Source organism: Burkholderia sp. A9 (genome assembly GCF_000801975.1).
Window position 1 is genome coordinate 37,213 of the sequence record NZ_JSZN01000009.1, and the last position, 17,458, is coordinate 54,670.

Genomic DNA, 17,458 nt, shown 5'->3' on the forward strand with positions numbered 1-17,458 from the left:
CGCGCGGTATTTTACTGGTTCCGCGTGGCGCGCCATCGCTAGATCGTCGCAGTGTCGCCGCGGGCCGGGCAGCCGGCCATGGGGCGCCGGCCGGGCCCGCCCGCGCGATGCATCAGGCCGGCTTGCGCTTCGCCTCGAGCGTCTCCCACCGCTCGAGCGCGGCGAGAAGTTCATCGTCGATCGCCGCGAACCGCTCGGTCAGGCGCGTGCCTTCCTGCGGATCCTTCGCGAAGATCGAGCCGTCTTCGAGCTGCGCGTTGATCGTCTTCTGTTCTTCTTCGAGCGCTGCAATCTTCTCCGGCAGCGAATCGAGCTCGCGCTGCTCGTTGAACGAAAGCTTCACCGTGCGCTGCGCGTTGCGGCCGGCCGCGCTTTTCGCCGCGTCTTCCTTGACCGGCGCCGCTTCCTTCACCGCGCGCTTCGCCGCTTCCTGCTGTGCGAGTTGCTGCGAACGCTCGCTCTGGATCTGCCAGTCGGTGAAGCCGCCGACATATTCGCGCCACTTGCCGTCGCCCTCGGCCGCGATCACCGACGTCGCGACGTTGTCGAGGAATGCGCGATCATGGCTGACGAGCAGCACCGTGCCGTCGTAGTCGGCCAGCAGCTCTTCGAGCAGTTCGAGCGTCGGGATGTCGAGGTCGTTGGTCGGTTCGTCGAGCACCAGCACGTTGGCCGGACGCGCGAACAGACGCGCGAGCAGCAGCCGGTTGCGCTCGCCGCCCGACAGCGACTTCACCGGCGAACGCGCGCGTTCCGGCGCGAACAGGAAGTCGCCGAGATAGCTCATCACGTGCTTGCGCACGCCGCCGATCTCGACCCATTCGCTGCCGGGGCTGATCGTGTCGGCCAGGCTCTTTTCCTGGTCGAGCTGCGCGCGCATCTGGTCGAAATACGCGACCTGCAGGTTCGTGCCGGTGCGCACCGTGCCCGCGTCGGGCTTCAGCTCGCCGAGGATCAACTTGAGCAGCGTGGTCTTGCCGGCGCCGTTCGGGCCGACGAAACCGATCTTGTCGCCGCGCATGACCGTCGTCGAGAAGGTGTCGACGACCGTGCGATCGCCGTAGCGCTTCGTCACGTCCGTCAGCTCCGCGACGATCTTGCCCGACTTCTCGCCCTGCGCGACGTCGAGCTTCACGTTGCCCTGCGAGTTGCGGCGCTCCGCACGCTCGTTGCGCATCTGCACGAGCCGCGCGATGCGGCCGACGCTGCGCGTGCGGCGCGCCTCGACGCCCTTGCGGATCCACACTTCTTCCTGCGCGAGCAGCTTGTCGAACTTCTCGTTTTCCACGCGCTCGACTTCGAGCTGCTGCGCCTTGCGCGTCTGGTATGCGGAGAAATTGCCCGGATACGACAGCAGCCGGCCGCGATCCAGCTCGACGATACGCGTCGCGACGCGGTCGAGGAACGCGCGATCGTGGGTGATGAACAGCAGGCCCGCGCGCTGCGAGACGAGCAGTTCTTCCAGCCAGCGGATGCCGTCGAAGTCGAGGTGGTTGGTCGGTTCGTCGAGCAGCAGCACGTCGGGCTGCAGCACCAGCGCCCGGGCCAGCGCGACGCGCTTCTGCATCCCGCCCGACAGCGCGTCGACTGGCGCGTCGCCGTCCGTCAGGCCGATCTGCGCGAGCGTCATCGACACGCGCGTGCGCCAGTTCCACGCATCGTGCGCGTCGAGCGACGACTGCAGCGCATTCATCCGCGCGAGCAGCGTGTCGTGCTCGGCGCCTTCGGGCGTCTCCGCAAGGCGGTGCACGATCGAATCGTATTCTTCGAGGACTTCGCGCGTGTGCGTGAGCCCCGATGCCACCGCGTCGAACACGGTCGCGCCGGGTTCGAATTCGGGCTCCTGCGGCACGTAGACGGTCACGAGCTCCTGCTGGCGCGTGATCAGCCCGTCATCGGGTTTCGCGAGCCCGGCGACGATCTTCAGCAGCGACGACTTGCCCGCGCCGTTGCGACCGATCAGGCCGACGCGCTCGCCGGCCTCCAGCGAGAAGTCCGCGTGATCGAGCAATGCGACGTGACCGAACGCGAGTTGCGCGCCGGTAATGGAATAAAGCGACATGGGGAAACGGCGAAGAGAGAAATCGGAAGCGCCCATTGTACCGGTGGCGGACGCCTGCGCCGGGATGGCCGGACGGACTAGGCCGGCGGGCGATTCATTTTGTGCTGCGACGGCATGACGGCGCGCGCTCGGCGGACGGGGCCGGGATAGCGCCCGGCCGCCGTCGCGCGACGTCGGTGCCGGGCATCCGGCCGGGTTTCCCGAGCCGGGCGCCAGCACGCGGGATGCGCAATTACTTCACGTTGACCGTGATCGTCGAGCTCAGGTCGGGACCGTACGAACGGTGCGCGCCGTCGCCGAGCTGCAGCGTCAGCGTGTGCTGGCCGGGCGGCAGCTTCACGTCGGTTTCGGTCTGACCCTTGCCGAAGTGCAGCGAATGGTCGGTGGCGGGGATCACGTCGCCCTTCGGCACCGGCTTGCCGTCGATCAGCAGGTGATGGTGGCCCGTATCCGGCGTCATGTCGCCGGCCGGCTTGAGTGCCATGCCTTCGAGGCCGAACTTCACATGCACGGGGCTCGAAACCGTCGCGCCGTCCTTCGGCTCGACGAAGAACACGCGTCCCTCGGCACGCGCGAGGGTCGACACGGCCAGTGCCGCGACACAAACCGTACCCGCGATCCACTTCTTGTTGAGCATCGTTTTCTCCTGCAGATTGAAAGGCTCACGCAGCATACACTGCATGCCCGGCACGCGCGATGACGGTCGTTGTTCGCGATGCGTACGTTTAAAACGACGTTGCGGAGGCGTTCGGCGAAATTCCGGTACCATTGCGCCTTTCGTCCGCCGGCCATGCCGCGGGCGGCATCACCGACTTTCATCTTCCCGAGCGCCATATGAGCGAAGTAATCGAATACCAGAGCTGGGTCTGCCTGATTTGCGGGTGGGTCTACAACGAAGCGGAAGGCCTGCCCGACGAGGGTATCCCCGCGGGCACCCGTTTCGCCGACATTCCCGCCGACTGGCGCTGCCCGCTGTGCGACGTGGGCAAGGAAGATTTCGTCGTCGTCGATTTCTGATTTCGGGTTTCTGAACACGGCCGGGCGCGCGACGCGCGCATCGGCACGCATTCCGTCCGCCGATGCGCCGCGCGTTTGCTATACTCTGCGCGCTGTCCACATCGCCGTCCCGTTCGCGCCTTCGCGCGCGAAATCGCGGACATGGCTCTCCCCGTAGTTCAATGGATAGAACAAGCGCCTCCTAAGCGCTAGATACAGGTTCGATTCCTGTCGGGGGGACCAGGACAATCCTCCAAAGCCTTGTCTGGCTTGCCTGACGGCGTTCTCAGGGTCGTGTGTGGGTACCACAATGGTTACCACATGCGGTACGCCAATGGCCCTGCTGCACCTCTCCGCACTCGTGTCCGTTAAGCTCAAATGCGTCTGGCAGAAGTCGAATAGCTCGCTGCCGTCCTTCCGCCGCCGCATCCCCGGCGATGTGAAACCGCTGCTCGCCGCCACTGGCTCTCCGCATGCGGTGAAACCGTCACATCGGCGCCGAGTATCGGGTTGGTGCCACTGGAAGGCCGAAGCGTCGCGCCGGACGCTGTACCGGTCGCGCCGGCAGTCGACGTCGGGCAGCCGGAGTTCGTCGATGAAGTCGATGCACCGGACGCAGCGCCTGCAGGTGTGGCGGACGATGTCGACGTGCCCGCAACGATCTGCGGTGCCGGTGCCGCGTTGTCGTCGCCGCCACATGCGGCAAGGCAAAGGCAGAGCGCGGCACACGTCGCCCGATCGACTGTACGCATACGCTGTTCCGCGAGCCCGAGTTGGGGCGATCGCAAGTACGCGCAGCCCGCTTGTAAATGAGATCCGTGCGCCGGGTTCCGTGCCGTACGCCAAACGGTTCGTTATCCTCTTTGCCGGCGCTCACGGGCGCGAGCGGCAAGTAACGGCGCGACAAAGAAACCACGCGCGGCTACGTCGGCGCGAACCACGGCGCGGCGGCAGCTGCCCGCGCGCGGCCGCGCCAATGCATTACTGCGTCACGGCGTGCTGCACGTCCTTCGACGCGTGCCACACGCGGTAGCGCACGTCGAAACCATCCGGCACGTACACGACGAGCGGCAGGCGGCTGTTGTAGCGCAGCAGCTGGCCGTCGCCGCGCACCTGCACGAACCGCTGCTGCGGCGCCTGGCCCGGGCAGGCCATCAGCGTCGACGCCGGCCCCTTCACGTCGGTCAGCCGATAGTACGTATAGCCCCAGCCCTTCACGTCCTCTGCGGTCAGTTCGCCGCCGAACCATTGCTGGTTGCAGTCGGTCTGCATCGTCTTGCCGATCATCAGCTCGACGCGCGCGTCGCCTTCGTTCTCGAGCGCGGGCAGCGCGATCACGACGCGCTGCTGGCCGGCCGCCGGCTGCGGAAACATCTTGATCGACTCGGCCGGCACGGCCGGTGCCGATGCGGGCCCGGCCGCGCAGGCAGCGGCCGTGGTCACGCAAAAGGCGGCCAGGACGGCCCGGATCGCGAATTTCATCGATGTGCTCCTGATAAACGAAATAGGCCCGGGATGCTAACACTTTCGCCGCGCGACCTTACGACACCGTAATTTGAAGACACAATTGCATACAGCCGGGAATCCCCGCGCGCGGTATTTATAAGGGAATCAACGGAGAACATCATGCTGAAGCTCATTGCTGCCGCCGGCGTCGCCACGCTGCTGGCGGGCTGCGTCGTCGGTCCGGACGCCGGATACGGCTACGGACAGCCCTACTATTCCGATCCCGGCTACGCGTACGGTCCGGCCTACGGGGCGGCGCCCGTCTACGGCACGGTCAATATCTGGGGCGGCGGCGGCGGTGGGCGCGACTGGGATCGCGGACACCGCGACGACCGCCGCTGGGATCGCGATCGTGGCGACCGCGGCGATCGCGGCGGCTGGGGACGTGGCGATCGCGGCGACCGCGGCAATCATGGCGACTGGGGACGCGGCGGCGGACGTCGCGGCGACTGGAACGACGCTGGCGGGCGCGACCAGGACAACGGCGGCGGCCATCGCCACTGATTCAATTGCAACCGTTTGTATCCGCACGCGGCCTCGCACGGCCGCCGCATGACGTAGAAGAACTACCGCTCGCAAAATGACCAAGGCCCTCGCATCGTGCGAGGGCCTTCCTTTTGTATTGTCGTCCCGCGTACCGTGTGTTCAACCGGCGCCGGCCACGCGGCGCCGAATCCGGTCATCCACCCGCTTACCAGCCGGCCGGCTGCGCATAGCCGCCCGACACGGGCGCACCGCACACGTACGCGCGCTGATAGCGGTCGTAGCAATAGTTCGGGCCGTCGTCCTGGTACTGCGCCTGCTGGTAGGTCGGATAGGCCGGCTGCTGGTAGGCCGGCGCCTGGTAATACGTCGGCGGCTGATAGGCCGGTGCCTGATACATGGGCGCCTGGTACGCGACGGGCGGATTCATCGCGGACGTCACGATCGCGCCAAGCACCGCGCCGCCGATCAGCGCGCCGATGACGGCGCCGCCGTCGCGGCCATGCGCGGACGCCGGGCCCGCCACGACGAGCGAACCGGCAAGGACACAGACTGCGGCAATTCTTTTCATGATGGACTCCCACGCGAAGTGGTACTGGATGCGATGCATTGTGGCTGCGCGGGGCCGTAATAGATGCAGCAAGTGGTAACGCACCATTACGGGTATCACGCACGCCGAAACGCGCCGGCGCCGTGCTACGATTTTCGGCATACAGGAGACGTCTTCATGCAGCCCGAAATCGCCCGCCGTTTCGATACTGAATTCGCACCGCGCATCGCGCAGGCGATCGCCGCGTTCTTCGCCGATCACGTCCTGACCGACGTCGTCCCCTATGGCGGGCACGGGCACCCGACGTGCGTGCAGATCCGCAGCGCGCCGCACGAGCACGTGAGCGGCTTCGTGCATCCGCTGAACCTCGAGCTGACCTGGGACACCGACGAGATCGAACGGCTGATGGAGCCCGATGGCCCGGCACGCTTCGAGCACTACCTGACCGCGCTGCCGAGGAAGCTCAGCGCATGGCAGGGGGCGCGCGACATCGATCTGGCGTCGCGCACCCAGGCCGCCCCGCTCGTGCGGCTCGGCGGCCTCGACTTCGAAGGCTGAATGCGCGCGCCGGCCGGCGGCCGGGCACACCGGCTTCGCGCGATGCGGCCCGGTGATACACTCGACCGGCCCCGATCCGGCGCGGCTACGCCGGCCGGGCCATTCACCGCCGCCTCCACCCGCGGGCATGGTTGCGCACGCAACCGGCACCCGGGCGCGCGAACAACCACGCCTTCGCTCCCGTCATGAACGCCGACATCGGCCTGCCGCTTCCGCAACGCTACTGGGCGATCGTCTGCGTCGCACTGGGCATCACGCTCGCCGTGCTCGACGGCGCCATCGCGAACGTTGCGCTGCCGACGATCGCGCACGACCTGCATGCGTCCGATGCCGCGTCGATCTGGATCGTCAACGCGTACCAGCTCGCGGTCACGATCACGCTGCTGCCACTTGCGTCGCTCGGCGAGCGCATCGGCTATCGCCGCATCTACATCGCCGGGCTCGCGCTCTTCACCGCGGCGTCGCTCGGCTGCGCGCTCGCCGGCTCGCTGCCGACGCTCGCGGTGATGCGCGTGATCCAGGGGTTCGGCGCGGCCGGCATCATGAGCGTCAACGCGGCGCTCGTGCGGATGATCTACCCGTCGTCGATGCTCGGGCGCGGGCTGTCGATCAACGCGATGGTGGTCGCGCTGTCGTCGGCGATCGGCCCGACGGTCGCCTCGGCGATCCTGTCGTTCGCGTCGTGGCCGTGGCTGTTCGCGGTCAACGTGCCGATCGGCATCGCCGCCGTGCTCGGCAGCCTGCGGGCGCTGCCGGCCAACCCGCTGCACGATGCGCCGTACGACTTCCCTAGCGCGCTGATGAACGCGTGCGTGTTCGGGCTGCTGATCACGGCCGTCGACGGGCTCGGTCATGGCGAACGCCATGTGTACGTCGCGGCCGAGCTGGCCGTCGCGGTCGGCGTCGGCTACTTCTTCGTGAAGCGCCAGCTGTCGCAGCCGGCGCCGCTGCTGCCGGTCGACCTGATGCGCATCCCGATGTTCGCGCTGTCGATCTACACGTCGATGGCATCGTTCACGTCGCAGATGCTCGCGTTCGTCGCGCTGCCGTTCTGGCTGCAGAATTCGCTCGGCTTCTCGCAGGTCGAGACCGGCCTCTACATGACGCCGTGGCCGCTCGTGATCGTGTTCGCCGCGCCGCTCGCGGGCGTGCTGTCGGACCGCTACTCGGCCGGCATCCTCGGCGGGATCGGGCTCGCGCTGTTCGCGGCCGGGCTGCTGTCGCTCGCGACGATCGGCGCCCACCCGGGCACCGTCGACATCGTGTGGCGGATGGCGCTGTGCGGCGCGGGCTTCGGGCTGTTCCAGTCGCCGAACAACCGCGCGATGCTGTCGTCGGCGCCACGCGAGCGCAGCGGCGGCGCGGGCGGGATGCTGAGCACGGCACGCCTGACGGGCCAGACGCTCGGCGCCGCCCTCGTCGCACTGATTTTCGGGCTCGCGCCCGACCACGGTCCGACGATCGCGCTCTATGTCGCCACGGTATTCGCGGCGGTCGCCGCGGTGGTCAGCATGCTGCGCATCGCGTCGCCGCGGCCCGACGCGGCGACATGACGCCGCCGCGCGCCGCCCCCGGCGGTCACGCGACGTCGAGCGCGTCCATCACGAAACGCACGCGCGCCTTCACGCTCACGCGCGGCAGCTCGACCAGCCGATAGCCGTATGACGTGTAGCAATCGACCATCGCGTCGTAGGTACGCACGGCTTCCGCGAAATCCTGCCGCCGCTCGGTGTCCTGCGCGTAGATCTCGGGCCACGGCGGCGCGATGAACACGCGCCTGTGATAGCGAAAGCGCCGCGCGGCGGCTTCCGCATGCGCGGGCACCGCGAGGCTCGTGAGCCGCAGGTAGCCGATCACGTCCGGCACGCCGCGATCGAAGAACACGGACCCGCGCGCGCACCGCGCGAGATGGTACGAGCGCATCTCCCAGTTCAGCATCAGTTCGGCGAAGGCGGCCCGGTCGCGCCATGGCAGCGCCGGGCCGTCGATCGCCATCTGGTCGCGGATCACGCCGCGCCCGGCCTCGTGCGAGCGCGCGAAGCCGGCACGCTCGAGCGCGTCGAGCAAGGTGCTCTTGCCCGCACCGGGGCCGCCCGTGACGACGAAGAAGCGGGTCGACGCATCGTCCGCGGACCCGCCCTGCGCCACGTGCTCAGACATGCGCGGCCCGCCGGCCCGCGCGCTGCGTGACCGACGCGGCGGCCGCGACGCTGCGCAGGTCGGCGACGAACGTGTCGCGCCATACCGACAGGTCGTTCTCGCGCAGCCGCGCGAGGTTCTGCTCGTGGCGCGCCTGCCGCTCCGCGAGCGGCATCGACAGTGCACGCTCGAGCGCGTCGGCCATCTGCGACAGGTCGTACGGATTGACGAGCAGCGCGCCGGTCAGCTCGGCCGCCGCACCGGCGAATTCCGACAGCACGAGCACGCCCGGATCGGCCGGATCCTGCGCGGCGACGTATTCCTTCGCGACGAGGTTCATCCCGTCGCGCAACGGCGTCACGTAGCCGACCTGCGACATCCGGAAGAACGCCATCAGCAAGTTGCGCTCGTACTTGCGGTTCAGATACTGGATCGGCGTCCAGTCGAGCTGCGAGAAGCGGCCGTTGATGCGGCCGGCCTCGCCTTCGAGCGTTTCTCGAATGTCCTGGTAGGTCTGCACGTCGGAGCGCGTCGGCGGCGCGATCTGCAACAGCGACACGCGCCCCTGCCAGCCCGGCGCGTTGGCGAGCATCCGCTCGAATGACTGGAAGCGCTCGACGAGCCCCTTCGAATAATCGAGCCGGTCGACGCTCATCACGAGCTTGCGGCCGTCGAGTGCCTCACGCAGCATCTTCACCGGCTTGCGCGCGCCGTACTGGACGGCCGCCTGCTCGATCGCGTCCGGATGCACGCCGATCGGATAGGCGGCGACCTTCACGACGCGGCCATGCGCGTGCAGCATCCCGTCGTCGCTCGCCGCCCCGATCCCGCGTCGCTCGATGTAGTCGGTGAACGCCTGCTTGTCGGCGTCGGTCTGGAAGCCCGCGACGTCGTACGCGCACATGAACTTCACGAGTTCCTCGTGCGGCGGCACGACACGCAGCATGTCGGGCGACGGAAACGGAATGTGCAGGAAAAAGCCGATCGGGTTCTTCACGCCGAGCTCGCGCAGGAAGTGCGCGAACGGCAGCAGGTGGTAGTCGTGCACCCAGATCAGATCGTCGGGCTGCAACAGCGCGGCGAGCTGCTTCGCGAGCATCGCGTTCACGCGCAGATAGCCCGCGTACTCCTGCCGGTCGAAGCGCGCGAGATCGCCGCGATAGTGGAACACCGGCCACAGCGTCGCATTCGAGAAACCGCGGTAGTACTGGTCGTAGTCGCGCCGGGTCAGCCCGAGCGTCGCGTACGTGACGTTGCCGTCTCGCTGGATCGCGGGCCCGGCGTCGGGCGTATCGACGATCTCGCCGTTCCAGCCGAACCAGACGCCGCCGGTTTCCCGCAGCGCGTCCATCACGCCGACCGCAAGACCGCCTGCGCTCGGGCGCGTGTCCTCGCCTGCGGCGACACGGTTCGATACCACGATCAGTCTGCTCATGCGGCTTCCCCACTTCGATTCGATTGGCTGGCGCGCGGCGCGCGCCCATGCGGACGCGGCGGCCCAAGGGCGGCCGCGCGGCGATTCAGTTCCGAGAAATGCAATGAAATACGGCGCTGGAATGCGATGACGACGGCATCAAGCGTCCTGCTCCTGGCCGAGGTCGCGTTGATACTCGAGCCCTTCCGGGCGGGCGCCACCCTGGTTGTGATCGCCGTCGGACGGCGTCTCGTCGGGCGCGCCGGCAGGCGGTGCCGACGGAGCGTCGGTCGGCGGACGCGGGCGGTCTGCCCCCGCATCGGGCGGCCGGTGTGAAAGCCGTTTTGAACGGCGCATGGCTGGGTGTCTCATATGCGGCGCGGCGCGAGACCGTCGGAGAAACATTCCATAACAAAACAGTCTAGGTCGGTTCCTTGCACGCCGAGGTAACAATTGCCTTCAATTTGTAACGTTTCGACCCCGCGTCAACCATCTATCCGACAATACCGCCGCGCGCACGCGCGCGGCATGCCGTCCGGCGATTTGTCACTGCTTTGCAGTTTTCCTATGACAATTGCGAAACAATGACGCGGCATCGGGGCGTGCATGCGTCGCCGCTCACCCAGACAGGACTTGCACTCAGGGATGAACATTCGTTTCGAATCGCCGCGCCGGGCCACGCCGGTGCGCGTCGTGCTGGCCGCGCTCGCCACGGCCGCGCTGATGTCCGGCTGCAACTCGCTGTACAGCGAAGGCGCGACCGCCGGCGCCGGTATCGCGGGTGCCGCGATCGCCTCCAAGGTCACCAACAACGCCGCCGTCGCGACGGGCATCGGCCTCGGTGCCGTCGCCGGCGCGCGCGCGGGCGTCCAGTACACGCAGCGCGTCGCACACCGCTACACGCAGGAACAGATCGCGAAGGCGGCCGGCCCGCTCGACGTCGGCGGCGTCGCGCCGTGGTCGACGCACCATTCGTTCCCGATCGAGGAAGACGAACAGGGCCGCGTGACGGTCAGCCGGATGATCAGCGTCGGCCCGCTCGACTGCAAGGAAATCGTGTTCGCGGTCGACACGCCCGCGAAGGCCGACAAGGCCGCGCAGTCGGCGTTCTACGTTGCCACCCTGTGCCGCGACGGCCCCGTGTGGAAATGGGCGTCGGCGGAGCCCGCAACCGAACGCTGGGGCGCGCTGCAATGAGCGTCGCACTCCGTATCGCGGCGCTCGGCACACTGTGCGCGGCCAGCGCCGCGCTGTCGGGCTGCGGGTCGGTCGGCGCGGCGAGCGGCGCGCTCGCCGGCGCGGCGACGGGCCTCGTCACCGCGAACCCGGCGGTGGGCGTCGGCGTCGGGATTGCCGTGCAGGCGGCGACCGACGAGGCCGTCAACCGCACGATGAAGCAGCTCCATCAGAACCAGCAGGACGCGATCGCGAAGGCGGCCGGCAGCCTGGCCGTCGGCGAAGTGAAGCCGTGGAAAGTGCAGAACACGCTGCCGCTGGAAAACGGCGAAGGCGAAGTGCGCGTCACGCGCGCGTACGCGTCGGCGCTCGCGCTGTGCAAGGAATTCGCGTTCTCGGTGAAGGACGGTGCCAAGGCCGACTGGTATTTCGCGAATGTGTGCCAGCAAGGCACGCACTGGAAGTGGGCGTCGGCCGAACCGGCCGTCGATCGCTGGGGCAACCTGCAGTAACGACGCGCTGCGCGCCGCGTGACCCACGCGGCGCATGCGGATGCCGGGCTGGCGCCGCGGCACAGCCGCTCAGGACTCGACGTCCTCGAGACTGAAGATTTCAGTCTGGTCGTTGTACGAGAAGATCTCGCCGTAGCGGCCCCAGTCGATCACCGCGTCGAGCGTTTCCTCGGCCGCGCCGTCCGACAGGAAATCCTCGAGCTCCTGCTCGAAGCGCACGCGCGGCGCGCGATGGCCCGGACGTTCATTCAGCACCTTCTTGATCCGCGCGGCGAGCGGCACGTGCTTCAGCAGGTGATCGGCAAACATCAGCTTGCGTTCCTGCGTGCCGAATTCGGCGAACACGCGCCCCGGCGGCGTGAGGAACACGTCCCCTTCCCGCACGTCCGCGAAACCGAGGTACTGCAGCACTTCGGCGATCGGGAACAGGTCGTCGACCTCCAGGTGCAGCGTGCGCGCGATTTCCGGCATGTCCGCGCGGCCGTGGTACGGCGCCATCGCGAGCGTCTCGATCAGGCCGGCCATCAGGTTGGTCGACACCTGCGGCAGCCAGCTGCCCAGCTCGAGCCCCTTCTTCGTCGCCTCGCCGGTCTGGCGGGCCGTCATCTTCGCGTAGATATCGTCGACCAGCTTGCGGAAGGCCGGATCGAGACGGTTGCGCGGATGCTTGAACGGCACCTTGATCTCGGCGATCACGCGGCCCGGGTTCGACGACAGCACCAGGATCCGGTCGCACATGAACACCGCTTCCTCGATGTTGTGCGTGACGATCAGCACCGACTTGATCGGCATGCGGCCTTGCGTCCACAGATCGAGCAGGTCGGTACGCAGCGTTTCGGCCGTCAGCACGTCGAGCGCCGAGAACGGCTCGTCCATCAGCAGGATCGTCGGGTCGACGACGAGCGCGCGCGCAAAGCCCACGCGCTGGCGCATGCCGCCCGACAGCTCGCGCGGGTACGCGTTCTCGAAGCCGTCGAGACCGATCAGGTCGATTGCCGCCAGCGCACGTTCGCGCCGCTCGCGCGCACCGACGCCGAGCGCCTCGAGGCCGGCTTCCACGTTCTGCAGCACGGTGAGCCACGGGAACAGCGCGAAGGTCTGGAACACCATCGCGACGCCCTCGGCCGGGCCGGTCAGCGGCTTGCCGAGATAGGTCACTTCACCGCCGGTCGGCTCGATCAGGCCGGCAATGATCCGCAGCAGCGTCGACTTGCCCGAGCCGGAACGGCCGAGCAGGCCGACGATCTCGCCTTCGCGCAGCGACAGGTTCGCGTCGTCGAGCACGAGCAGCTCGCCCTGCGTCTTGTTGAAGCCGCGGCAGACGTGATCGACGCGCAGGATTTCCTCACCGAGGCGCGGCGGCTGGGACGTCTGGATGGGGGCGTTTACAGCATTCGGATTGTGCATCGCGTTTCGCTCTCAATCGGTCTCAGTCGAGCCGCAGCTTCGCTTCGGCGAAGGCATACAGCGGGCGCCACAGCAGGCGGTTGAACAGGGTGACGAACAGGGACATCACGGCGATGCCCAGGATGATCTTCGGGAAATCGCCGGCGGCAGTGGTCTGCGCGATGTACGCGCCGAGGCCGTGCGCCTCGATCTTGGTGTTGCCCCACTGCACGGCTTCGGACACGATGCTCGCGTTCCACGCGCCACCCGACGCGGTGATCGCGCCGGTCACGTAGTACGGGAAGATGCCGGGCAGGATCGCCTGCCGCCACCACTGCCAGCCACGGATGCGGAAGTTGGTCGCCGCTTCGCGATAGTCGTTCGGGTAGGACGTCGCGCCGGCGATCACGTTGAACAGGATATACCACTGTGTCCCGAGCACGATCAGCGGCGACAGCCAGATGTCGGCGTTCAGGTGGAAGCGCGCGATCACGATCACGAACGCCGGGAACAGCAGGTTGGCCGGGAACGCCGCGAGAAACTGCGCGAGCGGCTGCAGCTTCTCGGCCAGCCGCGGGCGCAGCCCGACCCACACGCCGATCGGCACCCAGATCACCGACGCGATCGCGATCAGCACGACCACGCGCAGCAACGTGATGAGCCCGAGCACGAGCACGTGGCCGACCTCGGCCATCGTCACGCCGGTCGACACGAAGCTGATCACGCGCCACACGATATAGGCCGTGCCGATCAGCACGAGGACCGACCACGCGATGTCGACCGTGCGCGACGCCTTCTTCTCGACGCGCGGCAGCGTGAAGCGCATCGCGCCCGACAGCGGCAGGCGCAGCGGAATCCGCGCGGCCTTCGCGAAGAACCAGCCGGCCGGCACGAGCAGTTGATGAATCAGGCGCGTGCGGCGCACGAGGTCGAGCAGCCAGGATTGCGGCGCATCGCCCGACGCGGTGTTCTCCATCCGGAACTTGTCGGCCCACGCGATGAGCGGGCGGAACAGGAACTGGTCGTACGCGAGAATCACGACCGTCATCGTGAGGATCACCCAGCCGATCGCGCCGAGGTTCTTGTCCGAGATCGCCTGCGCGAGATACGCACCGATGCCCGGCAGCGTGATGGTCTGGTTGCCGACGGTGATGGCTTCCGACGCGACGACGAAGAACCAGCCGCCCGACATCGACATCATCATGTTCCAGATCAGGCCCGGCATCGAGAACGGCACTTCGAGCTTCCAGAAGCGCTGCCACGACGTCAGGTGGAAGCCGCGCGACACTTCGTCCAGATCGCGCGGCACCGTGCGCAGCGACTGGTAGAAGCTGAACGTCATGTTCCACGCCTGGCTCGTGAAGATCGCGAAGATCGCCGCCAGCTCGGCGCCGAGCACGCGGCTCGGGAACAGCGCGAGGAAGAACGTGACGGTAAACGAGATGAAGCCGAGCACCGGCACCGACTGCAGGATGTCGAGGATCGGGATCAGCACCATGCCCGCGCGGCGGCTCTTGGCCGCGAGCGTGCCGTACACGAGCGTGAACGCGAGCGACGCGACCATCGCGGCGAGCATCCGCAGCGTGGTGCGCAACGCGTATTCGGGCAGGTTCGACGGATCGAGCGATATCTTCTGCGTCTGCAGAGTCCCGATCGGTGCCAGCGTTTCGTGGAAACCGACGACCGCCATCGCGATCAGGCAGATGATCAGCGGAAACGCGATGAAGTCCCACCGGTTCGGCAGAACGCGCCATGCAGATGCGTTGGCGGTCCGGTTCGGATTGAAGAATCCGACGTCCATCAGGCGCCCTCCCCGGTAAGGCCGAACGAAGCCGGCAGACGATGTTGATTCATGGCAAAGCGCACGGGCGCGGTAATTCGACGCGGTAATTCGATTGATTCACGATCTCACGCCGGCGCGCTGCGCCGGACGTGCAAGCTGCGCCCCGGCGCGGCCGCGGACGAGTCGGGCCGCGACGGCACGACACTACACCAACCTGTATTTCAGGTACAACCGTCCGGGGACGGCGCGGCGCGACGCACGAACGGCCGGCGCACGGATCGTGCCCGGCGCGCGCGGTGCGGAGCCCCCCCGGACCGCGGTCTTTCGGCCGGCGTGCAGGCCCCGAATTATGCCGTGATCCGGCCCGGCCGTGAACCCGCCAGCGGCACACGAACACAATCCGTGTCGGGCGTCAGCGGACGGATACGGCGAAGCGGGTATGATCGGGGCTTGCCCTTGGGGTCCGTCGACATGCGGATCCTGCGGATCGACCGACGAGCAGGAGGAAGGGAATGGCAGGAAACTTGGTGATCGTCTGCCGCGATCAGGATGCCGACGCGTTCTACGAACTGATGCAGGAGTACGGGTCGTTCCAGACGCGGCTGTCGTCGACGGCGTGGTACCTGAACATGAACATCGTGCCGGAATCGCTGCAGGAGGAAATCCTGGAACGCCTCGGCCGCTATACGACCGTCTATATCTTCGAGGCCACGAGCGTGACCTACAACACCATCGACAGCAACGCCGCCGAGACGCTCGGCACGCTGTTCGGCGAGTGAAGCCGCGCGGCGCCTGCCCGGCAGGCGCCGCATGCGCCGCTTACGCGGCCTGTGCGTGAAGTTCGTCCTTCGGCACCACGTCGAACGGGAACGTCATCGCGACGCGCAGGCCGCCCTCGGGACGGTTGCCGATCTCGCACGCCCCGCCCAGCCTCAGCACCAGCCGCTCGACGATCGCGAGCCCGAGCCCGCTGTGGCCGTTGCCGCCGCGCGCGGGGTCGAGCCGCACGAACGGCCGCGTCGCGGCCGCGAGGTCGCGCGGCGCGATCCCGCCACCGCTGTCGGAGACCGCCAGCACATAGCCGGCCGGCGTACGCGCCGTCTGGATGACCACCGGCGGTGCGCCATACGCATGCGCGTTGTCCAGCAGGTTCGACAGGATCCGGTCGAGCGTCGCGGTCGGCAGGCGGAAGCCCGCGTCGGCTGCGAGATGCGTCTGGACCGCCGGCGCGTTCGGCGCGACCGCCCGATAGCTGCGCGCGATCCGCTCGCAGGTCTGGTCGACCGGCACGGGCTCGCTGCGGTCGGACCCGCCATGCGCGAACACGAGGAACTGGTCGACGATGTGCGACATCGAGTCGACATCGCGCACCACGCCGTCGCGCAGCCGCGCGTCATCCATCATTTCCGCACGCAGGCGCATCCGCGCGAGCGGCGTGCGCAGGTCGTGCGCGACGCCGGCCAGCATCACCGCGCGGTCGCTATCGGCCTGCGACACCTGCTCCACCATCTGGTTGAAGCCGTGCGTGAGCTGGCGCAGCTCGCGCGGGCCGCGCTCGCGCAGCGGCGGCACCGGCTGGCCGCGGCCGAAGCGCGCGACCGCGCGCGCCAGCGAGCGCAGCGGCTGCTGCAGCTGCCAGGCCGCGAACAGCGCGGCGATCACGCCGGCCGAGAAGATCGTGCCGAGCCACAGCAGCATCCGGTCGAGCGAGCGCGGCGGCCGCAGCGGCTGCACCGGCACCACGATCCAGTTGCGATCGGTCGGCTCCTTGACCCACAGCACCGGCGGATGGCCGGGCACGCCGACCTCGACCCGGGTGCCGGGCGGCATCCGCTCGCTCACGTCGTCGCGGAAACGCTTGAGCGGCGCCGGCAGGTTCGACTCGGCGCCATTCGGCACGTCGGGGCTGCCCGGCGACACGAGGCGCACCCGCGACGGCAGCGGCTGGTCGGGCGTGCGCTCGACGTGCTGGCGCACCGCGTCGACGAGGAACGCGGCCTCCTCGACCGCGTAGCGCGTCTGCATCTGGTTGCGCTCGAGCCGCATCGCGAAAAACCACGCGAAATGGGACAGGAGCAGAACCCCGACGACCAGCAGCGCCAGCCGCCCGAACAGTGAATCAATGGGTTTGCGCATGGGCCTCGCCGTCGGGCACGAACACGTAGCCGCGCCCGCGGACCGTCTGGATGAAGCGCGGCGTCGACGGATCCGTCTCCAGGATGCGGCGCAGGCGCCACACCTGGACGTCGATGCCGCGGTCGGTACCGTCGTACTCGGGCCCGTGCAGCAGCTCGAGCAGCCGCTCGCGCGTGAGCGTGCGCAGTGCATGGTTCACGAAGATCTTCAACAGCGCGAATTCGCTGCTCGACAGCGTCGCCGGCTTGCCGTCGACCGACAGCGTGCGCGCCTGGAAGTCGAGCACGAAGCGGCCGAACGCGAACGGTTCGCGCTGCTCGGGCGCCGCCGCCGACGGCGTCGCGCGGCGGCGGCGCAGCACGGCCTGCACGCGCGCGAGCAACTCGCGCGGGTTGAACGGCTTGCCGAGGTAGTCGTCCGCACCGAGTTCGAGCCCGACGATGCGGTCGACGTCGTCCGCACGCGCGGTCAGCATGATCACGGGGATGTCGTCACCGGCCGCGCGCAGCTGACGCAGCGCGGTCAGGCCATCCACGCCCGGCATCATCAGGTCCAGCACGATCAGGTCGGGCCGCTCGCGCTCGAGGCGCTTCTCGAGCGACGCCGCGTCGTGCAGCACGGACACTTCCATCCCCTGGCGCACGAGATAGTCGCGCAGCAGGTCTCGGAGTTCTTGGTCGTCGTCGACGATGAGGATCTGGGTAGTCATGGCTCGAAGTTTACCGCGCAAGCGCGGAGTCGAAGAACGATACAAAGG

The 17,458-nt window shown here is 68.1% G+C and carries 18 protein-coding genes and 1 tRNA gene; 8 read left to right on the forward strand and 11 right to left on the reverse strand.

Features of this window, described 5'->3' with window-relative positions; all coding sequences use genetic code 11:
* Window positions 1–112 precede the first annotated feature (112 nt).
* Window positions 113–2,062: an ATP-binding cassette domain-containing protein gene (locus tag PI86_RS05545; RefSeq protein WP_039319627.1), complete on the reverse strand. Its 1,950-nt coding sequence runs from the start codon at window positions 2,060–2,062 to the stop codon at window positions 113–115.
* Window positions 2,063–2,294: 232 nt separating this feature from the next.
* A complete protein-coding gene (locus tag PI86_RS05550) occupies window positions 2,295–2,699 on the reverse strand; it encodes a DUF4399 domain-containing protein (protein ID WP_039319711.1) in 405 nt (134 codons plus the stop codon).
* Between the two features lie 197 nt (window positions 2,700–2,896).
* Between PI86_RS05550 and PI86_RS05555 the strand changes: the two genes are divergently transcribed.
* Both PI86_RS05555 and PI86_RS05560 read left to right on the forward strand, forming a co-directional pair.
* Window positions 2,897–3,079 (forward strand): rubredoxin, encoded by a 183-nt coding sequence (locus PI86_RS05555; protein ID WP_012364402.1) that lies wholly within the window; start codon window positions 2,897–2,899, stop codon window positions 3,077–3,079.
* Between the two features lie 147 nt (window positions 3,080–3,226).
* Window positions 3,227–3,301 (forward strand) — tRNA-Arg (locus tag PI86_RS05560).
* Window positions 3,302–4,039: 738 nt separating this feature from the next.
* Here PI86_RS05560 and eco read toward each other — a convergent pair.
* Window positions 4,040–4,540 (reverse strand): serine protease inhibitor ecotin, encoded by a 501-nt coding sequence (gene eco, locus PI86_RS05565; RefSeq protein ID WP_039319629.1) that lies wholly within the window; start codon window positions 4,538–4,540, stop codon window positions 4,040–4,042.
* A gap of 144 nt (window positions 4,541–4,684) precedes the next feature.
* On the opposite strand from eco, the gene PI86_RS05570 reads away from it, so the two are divergent.
* Window positions 4,685–5,068 carry a hypothetical protein gene (locus tag PI86_RS05570; protein WP_039319631.1) on the forward strand — a complete coding sequence of 128 codons (384 nt, stop codon included), beginning with the start codon at window positions 4,685–4,687 and terminating at the stop codon, window positions 5,066–5,068.
* Window positions 5,069–5,255: 187 nt separating this feature from the next.
* Here the strand turns inward: PI86_RS05570 and PI86_RS05575 are convergent, their stop codons facing one another.
* A complete protein-coding gene (locus PI86_RS05575; RefSeq protein ID WP_039319633.1) occupies window positions 5,256–5,657 on the reverse strand; it encodes a hypothetical protein in 402 nt (133 codons plus the stop codon).
* A gap of 117 nt (window positions 5,658–5,774) precedes the next feature.
* Here PI86_RS05575 and PI86_RS05580 point away from each other — a divergent pair, with 117 nt between their 5' ends.
* Window positions 5,775–6,155 (forward strand): DUF5594 family protein, encoded by a 381-nt coding sequence (locus PI86_RS05580; protein ID WP_039319635.1) that lies wholly within the window; start codon window positions 5,775–5,777, stop codon window positions 6,153–6,155.
* A 185-nt stretch (window positions 6,156–6,340) separates the two neighbouring features.
* Window positions 6,341–7,708, forward strand: coding sequence for an MFS transporter (locus tag PI86_RS05585; protein ID WP_039319637.1), 1,368 nt, complete (start codon window positions 6,341–6,343; stop codon window positions 7,706–7,708).
* Window positions 7,709–7,733: 25 nt separating this feature from the next.
* On the opposite strand, the gene PI86_RS05590 is transcribed toward PI86_RS05585, so the two are convergent.
* From PI86_RS05590 to PI86_RS16110, 3 genes are all read right to left on the reverse strand, one after another.
* Complete coding sequence (locus tag PI86_RS05590) at window positions 7,734–8,315, reverse strand: AAA family ATPase (protein ID WP_039319639.1); 582 nt, start codon at window positions 8,313–8,315, stop codon at window positions 7,734–7,736.
* A complete protein-coding gene (gene otsA / locus PI86_RS05595) occupies window positions 8,308–9,729 on the reverse strand; it encodes an alpha,alpha-trehalose-phosphate synthase (UDP-forming) (RefSeq protein WP_039319641.1) in 1,422 nt (473 codons plus the stop codon). The genes PI86_RS05590 and otsA overlap by 8 nt, the downstream gene beginning before the upstream one ends.
* Window positions 9,730–9,867: 138 nt before the next feature.
* Window positions 9,868–10,065 (reverse strand): hypothetical protein, encoded by a 198-nt coding sequence (locus PI86_RS16110; protein ID WP_082012145.1) that lies wholly within the window; start codon window positions 10,063–10,065, stop codon window positions 9,868–9,870.
* Between the two features lie 288 nt (window positions 10,066–10,353).
* On the opposite strand from PI86_RS16110, the gene PI86_RS05605 reads away from it, so the two are divergent.
* The gene (locus PI86_RS05605) at window positions 10,354–10,905 is read left to right on the forward strand and encodes a hypothetical protein (RefSeq protein ID WP_051137963.1); all 552 of its coding nucleotides are present in this window, start codon (window positions 10,354–10,356) and stop codon (window positions 10,903–10,905) included.
* The gene (locus tag PI86_RS05610) at window positions 10,902–11,396 is read left to right on the forward strand and encodes a hypothetical protein (protein WP_039319646.1); all 495 of its coding nucleotides are present in this window, start codon (window positions 10,902–10,904) and stop codon (window positions 11,394–11,396) included. Before PI86_RS05605 ends, PI86_RS05610 begins: the two co-directional genes overlap by 4 nt.
* Before the next feature lie 69 nt (window positions 11,397–11,465).
* On the opposite strand, the gene PI86_RS05615 is transcribed toward PI86_RS05610, so the two are convergent.
* Window positions 11,466–12,803 (reverse strand): ABC transporter ATP-binding protein, encoded by a 1,338-nt coding sequence (locus tag PI86_RS05615; protein ID WP_039319648.1) that lies wholly within the window; start codon window positions 12,801–12,803, stop codon window positions 11,466–11,468.
* A 22-nt stretch (window positions 12,804–12,825) separates the two neighbouring features.
* Window positions 12,826–14,583 (reverse strand): ABC transporter permease, encoded by a 1,758-nt coding sequence (locus tag PI86_RS05620; RefSeq protein WP_039319650.1) that lies wholly within the window; start codon window positions 14,581–14,583, stop codon window positions 12,826–12,828.
* Window positions 14,584–15,077: 494 nt separating this feature from the next.
* Here PI86_RS05620 and PI86_RS05625 point away from each other — a divergent pair, with 494 nt between their 5' ends.
* The gene (locus PI86_RS05625) at window positions 15,078–15,344 is read left to right on the forward strand and encodes a double-stranded DNA-specific endonuclease (protein WP_014896379.1); all 267 of its coding nucleotides are present in this window, start codon (window positions 15,078–15,080) and stop codon (window positions 15,342–15,344) included.
* Window positions 15,345–15,384: 40 nt separating this feature from the next.
* Here PI86_RS05625 and PI86_RS05630 read toward each other — a convergent pair whose 3' ends face one another.
* Complete coding sequence (locus PI86_RS05630; protein WP_039319653.1) at window positions 15,385–16,701, reverse strand: ATP-binding protein; 1,317 nt, start codon at window positions 16,699–16,701, stop codon at window positions 15,385–15,387.
* Window positions 16,685–17,410, reverse strand: coding sequence for a response regulator (locus tag PI86_RS05635; RefSeq protein WP_039319657.1), 726 nt, complete (start codon window positions 17,408–17,410; stop codon window positions 16,685–16,687). The genes PI86_RS05630 and PI86_RS05635 overlap by 17 nt, the downstream gene beginning before the upstream one ends.
* Between the last annotated feature and the right edge of the window lie 48 nt (window positions 17,411–17,458).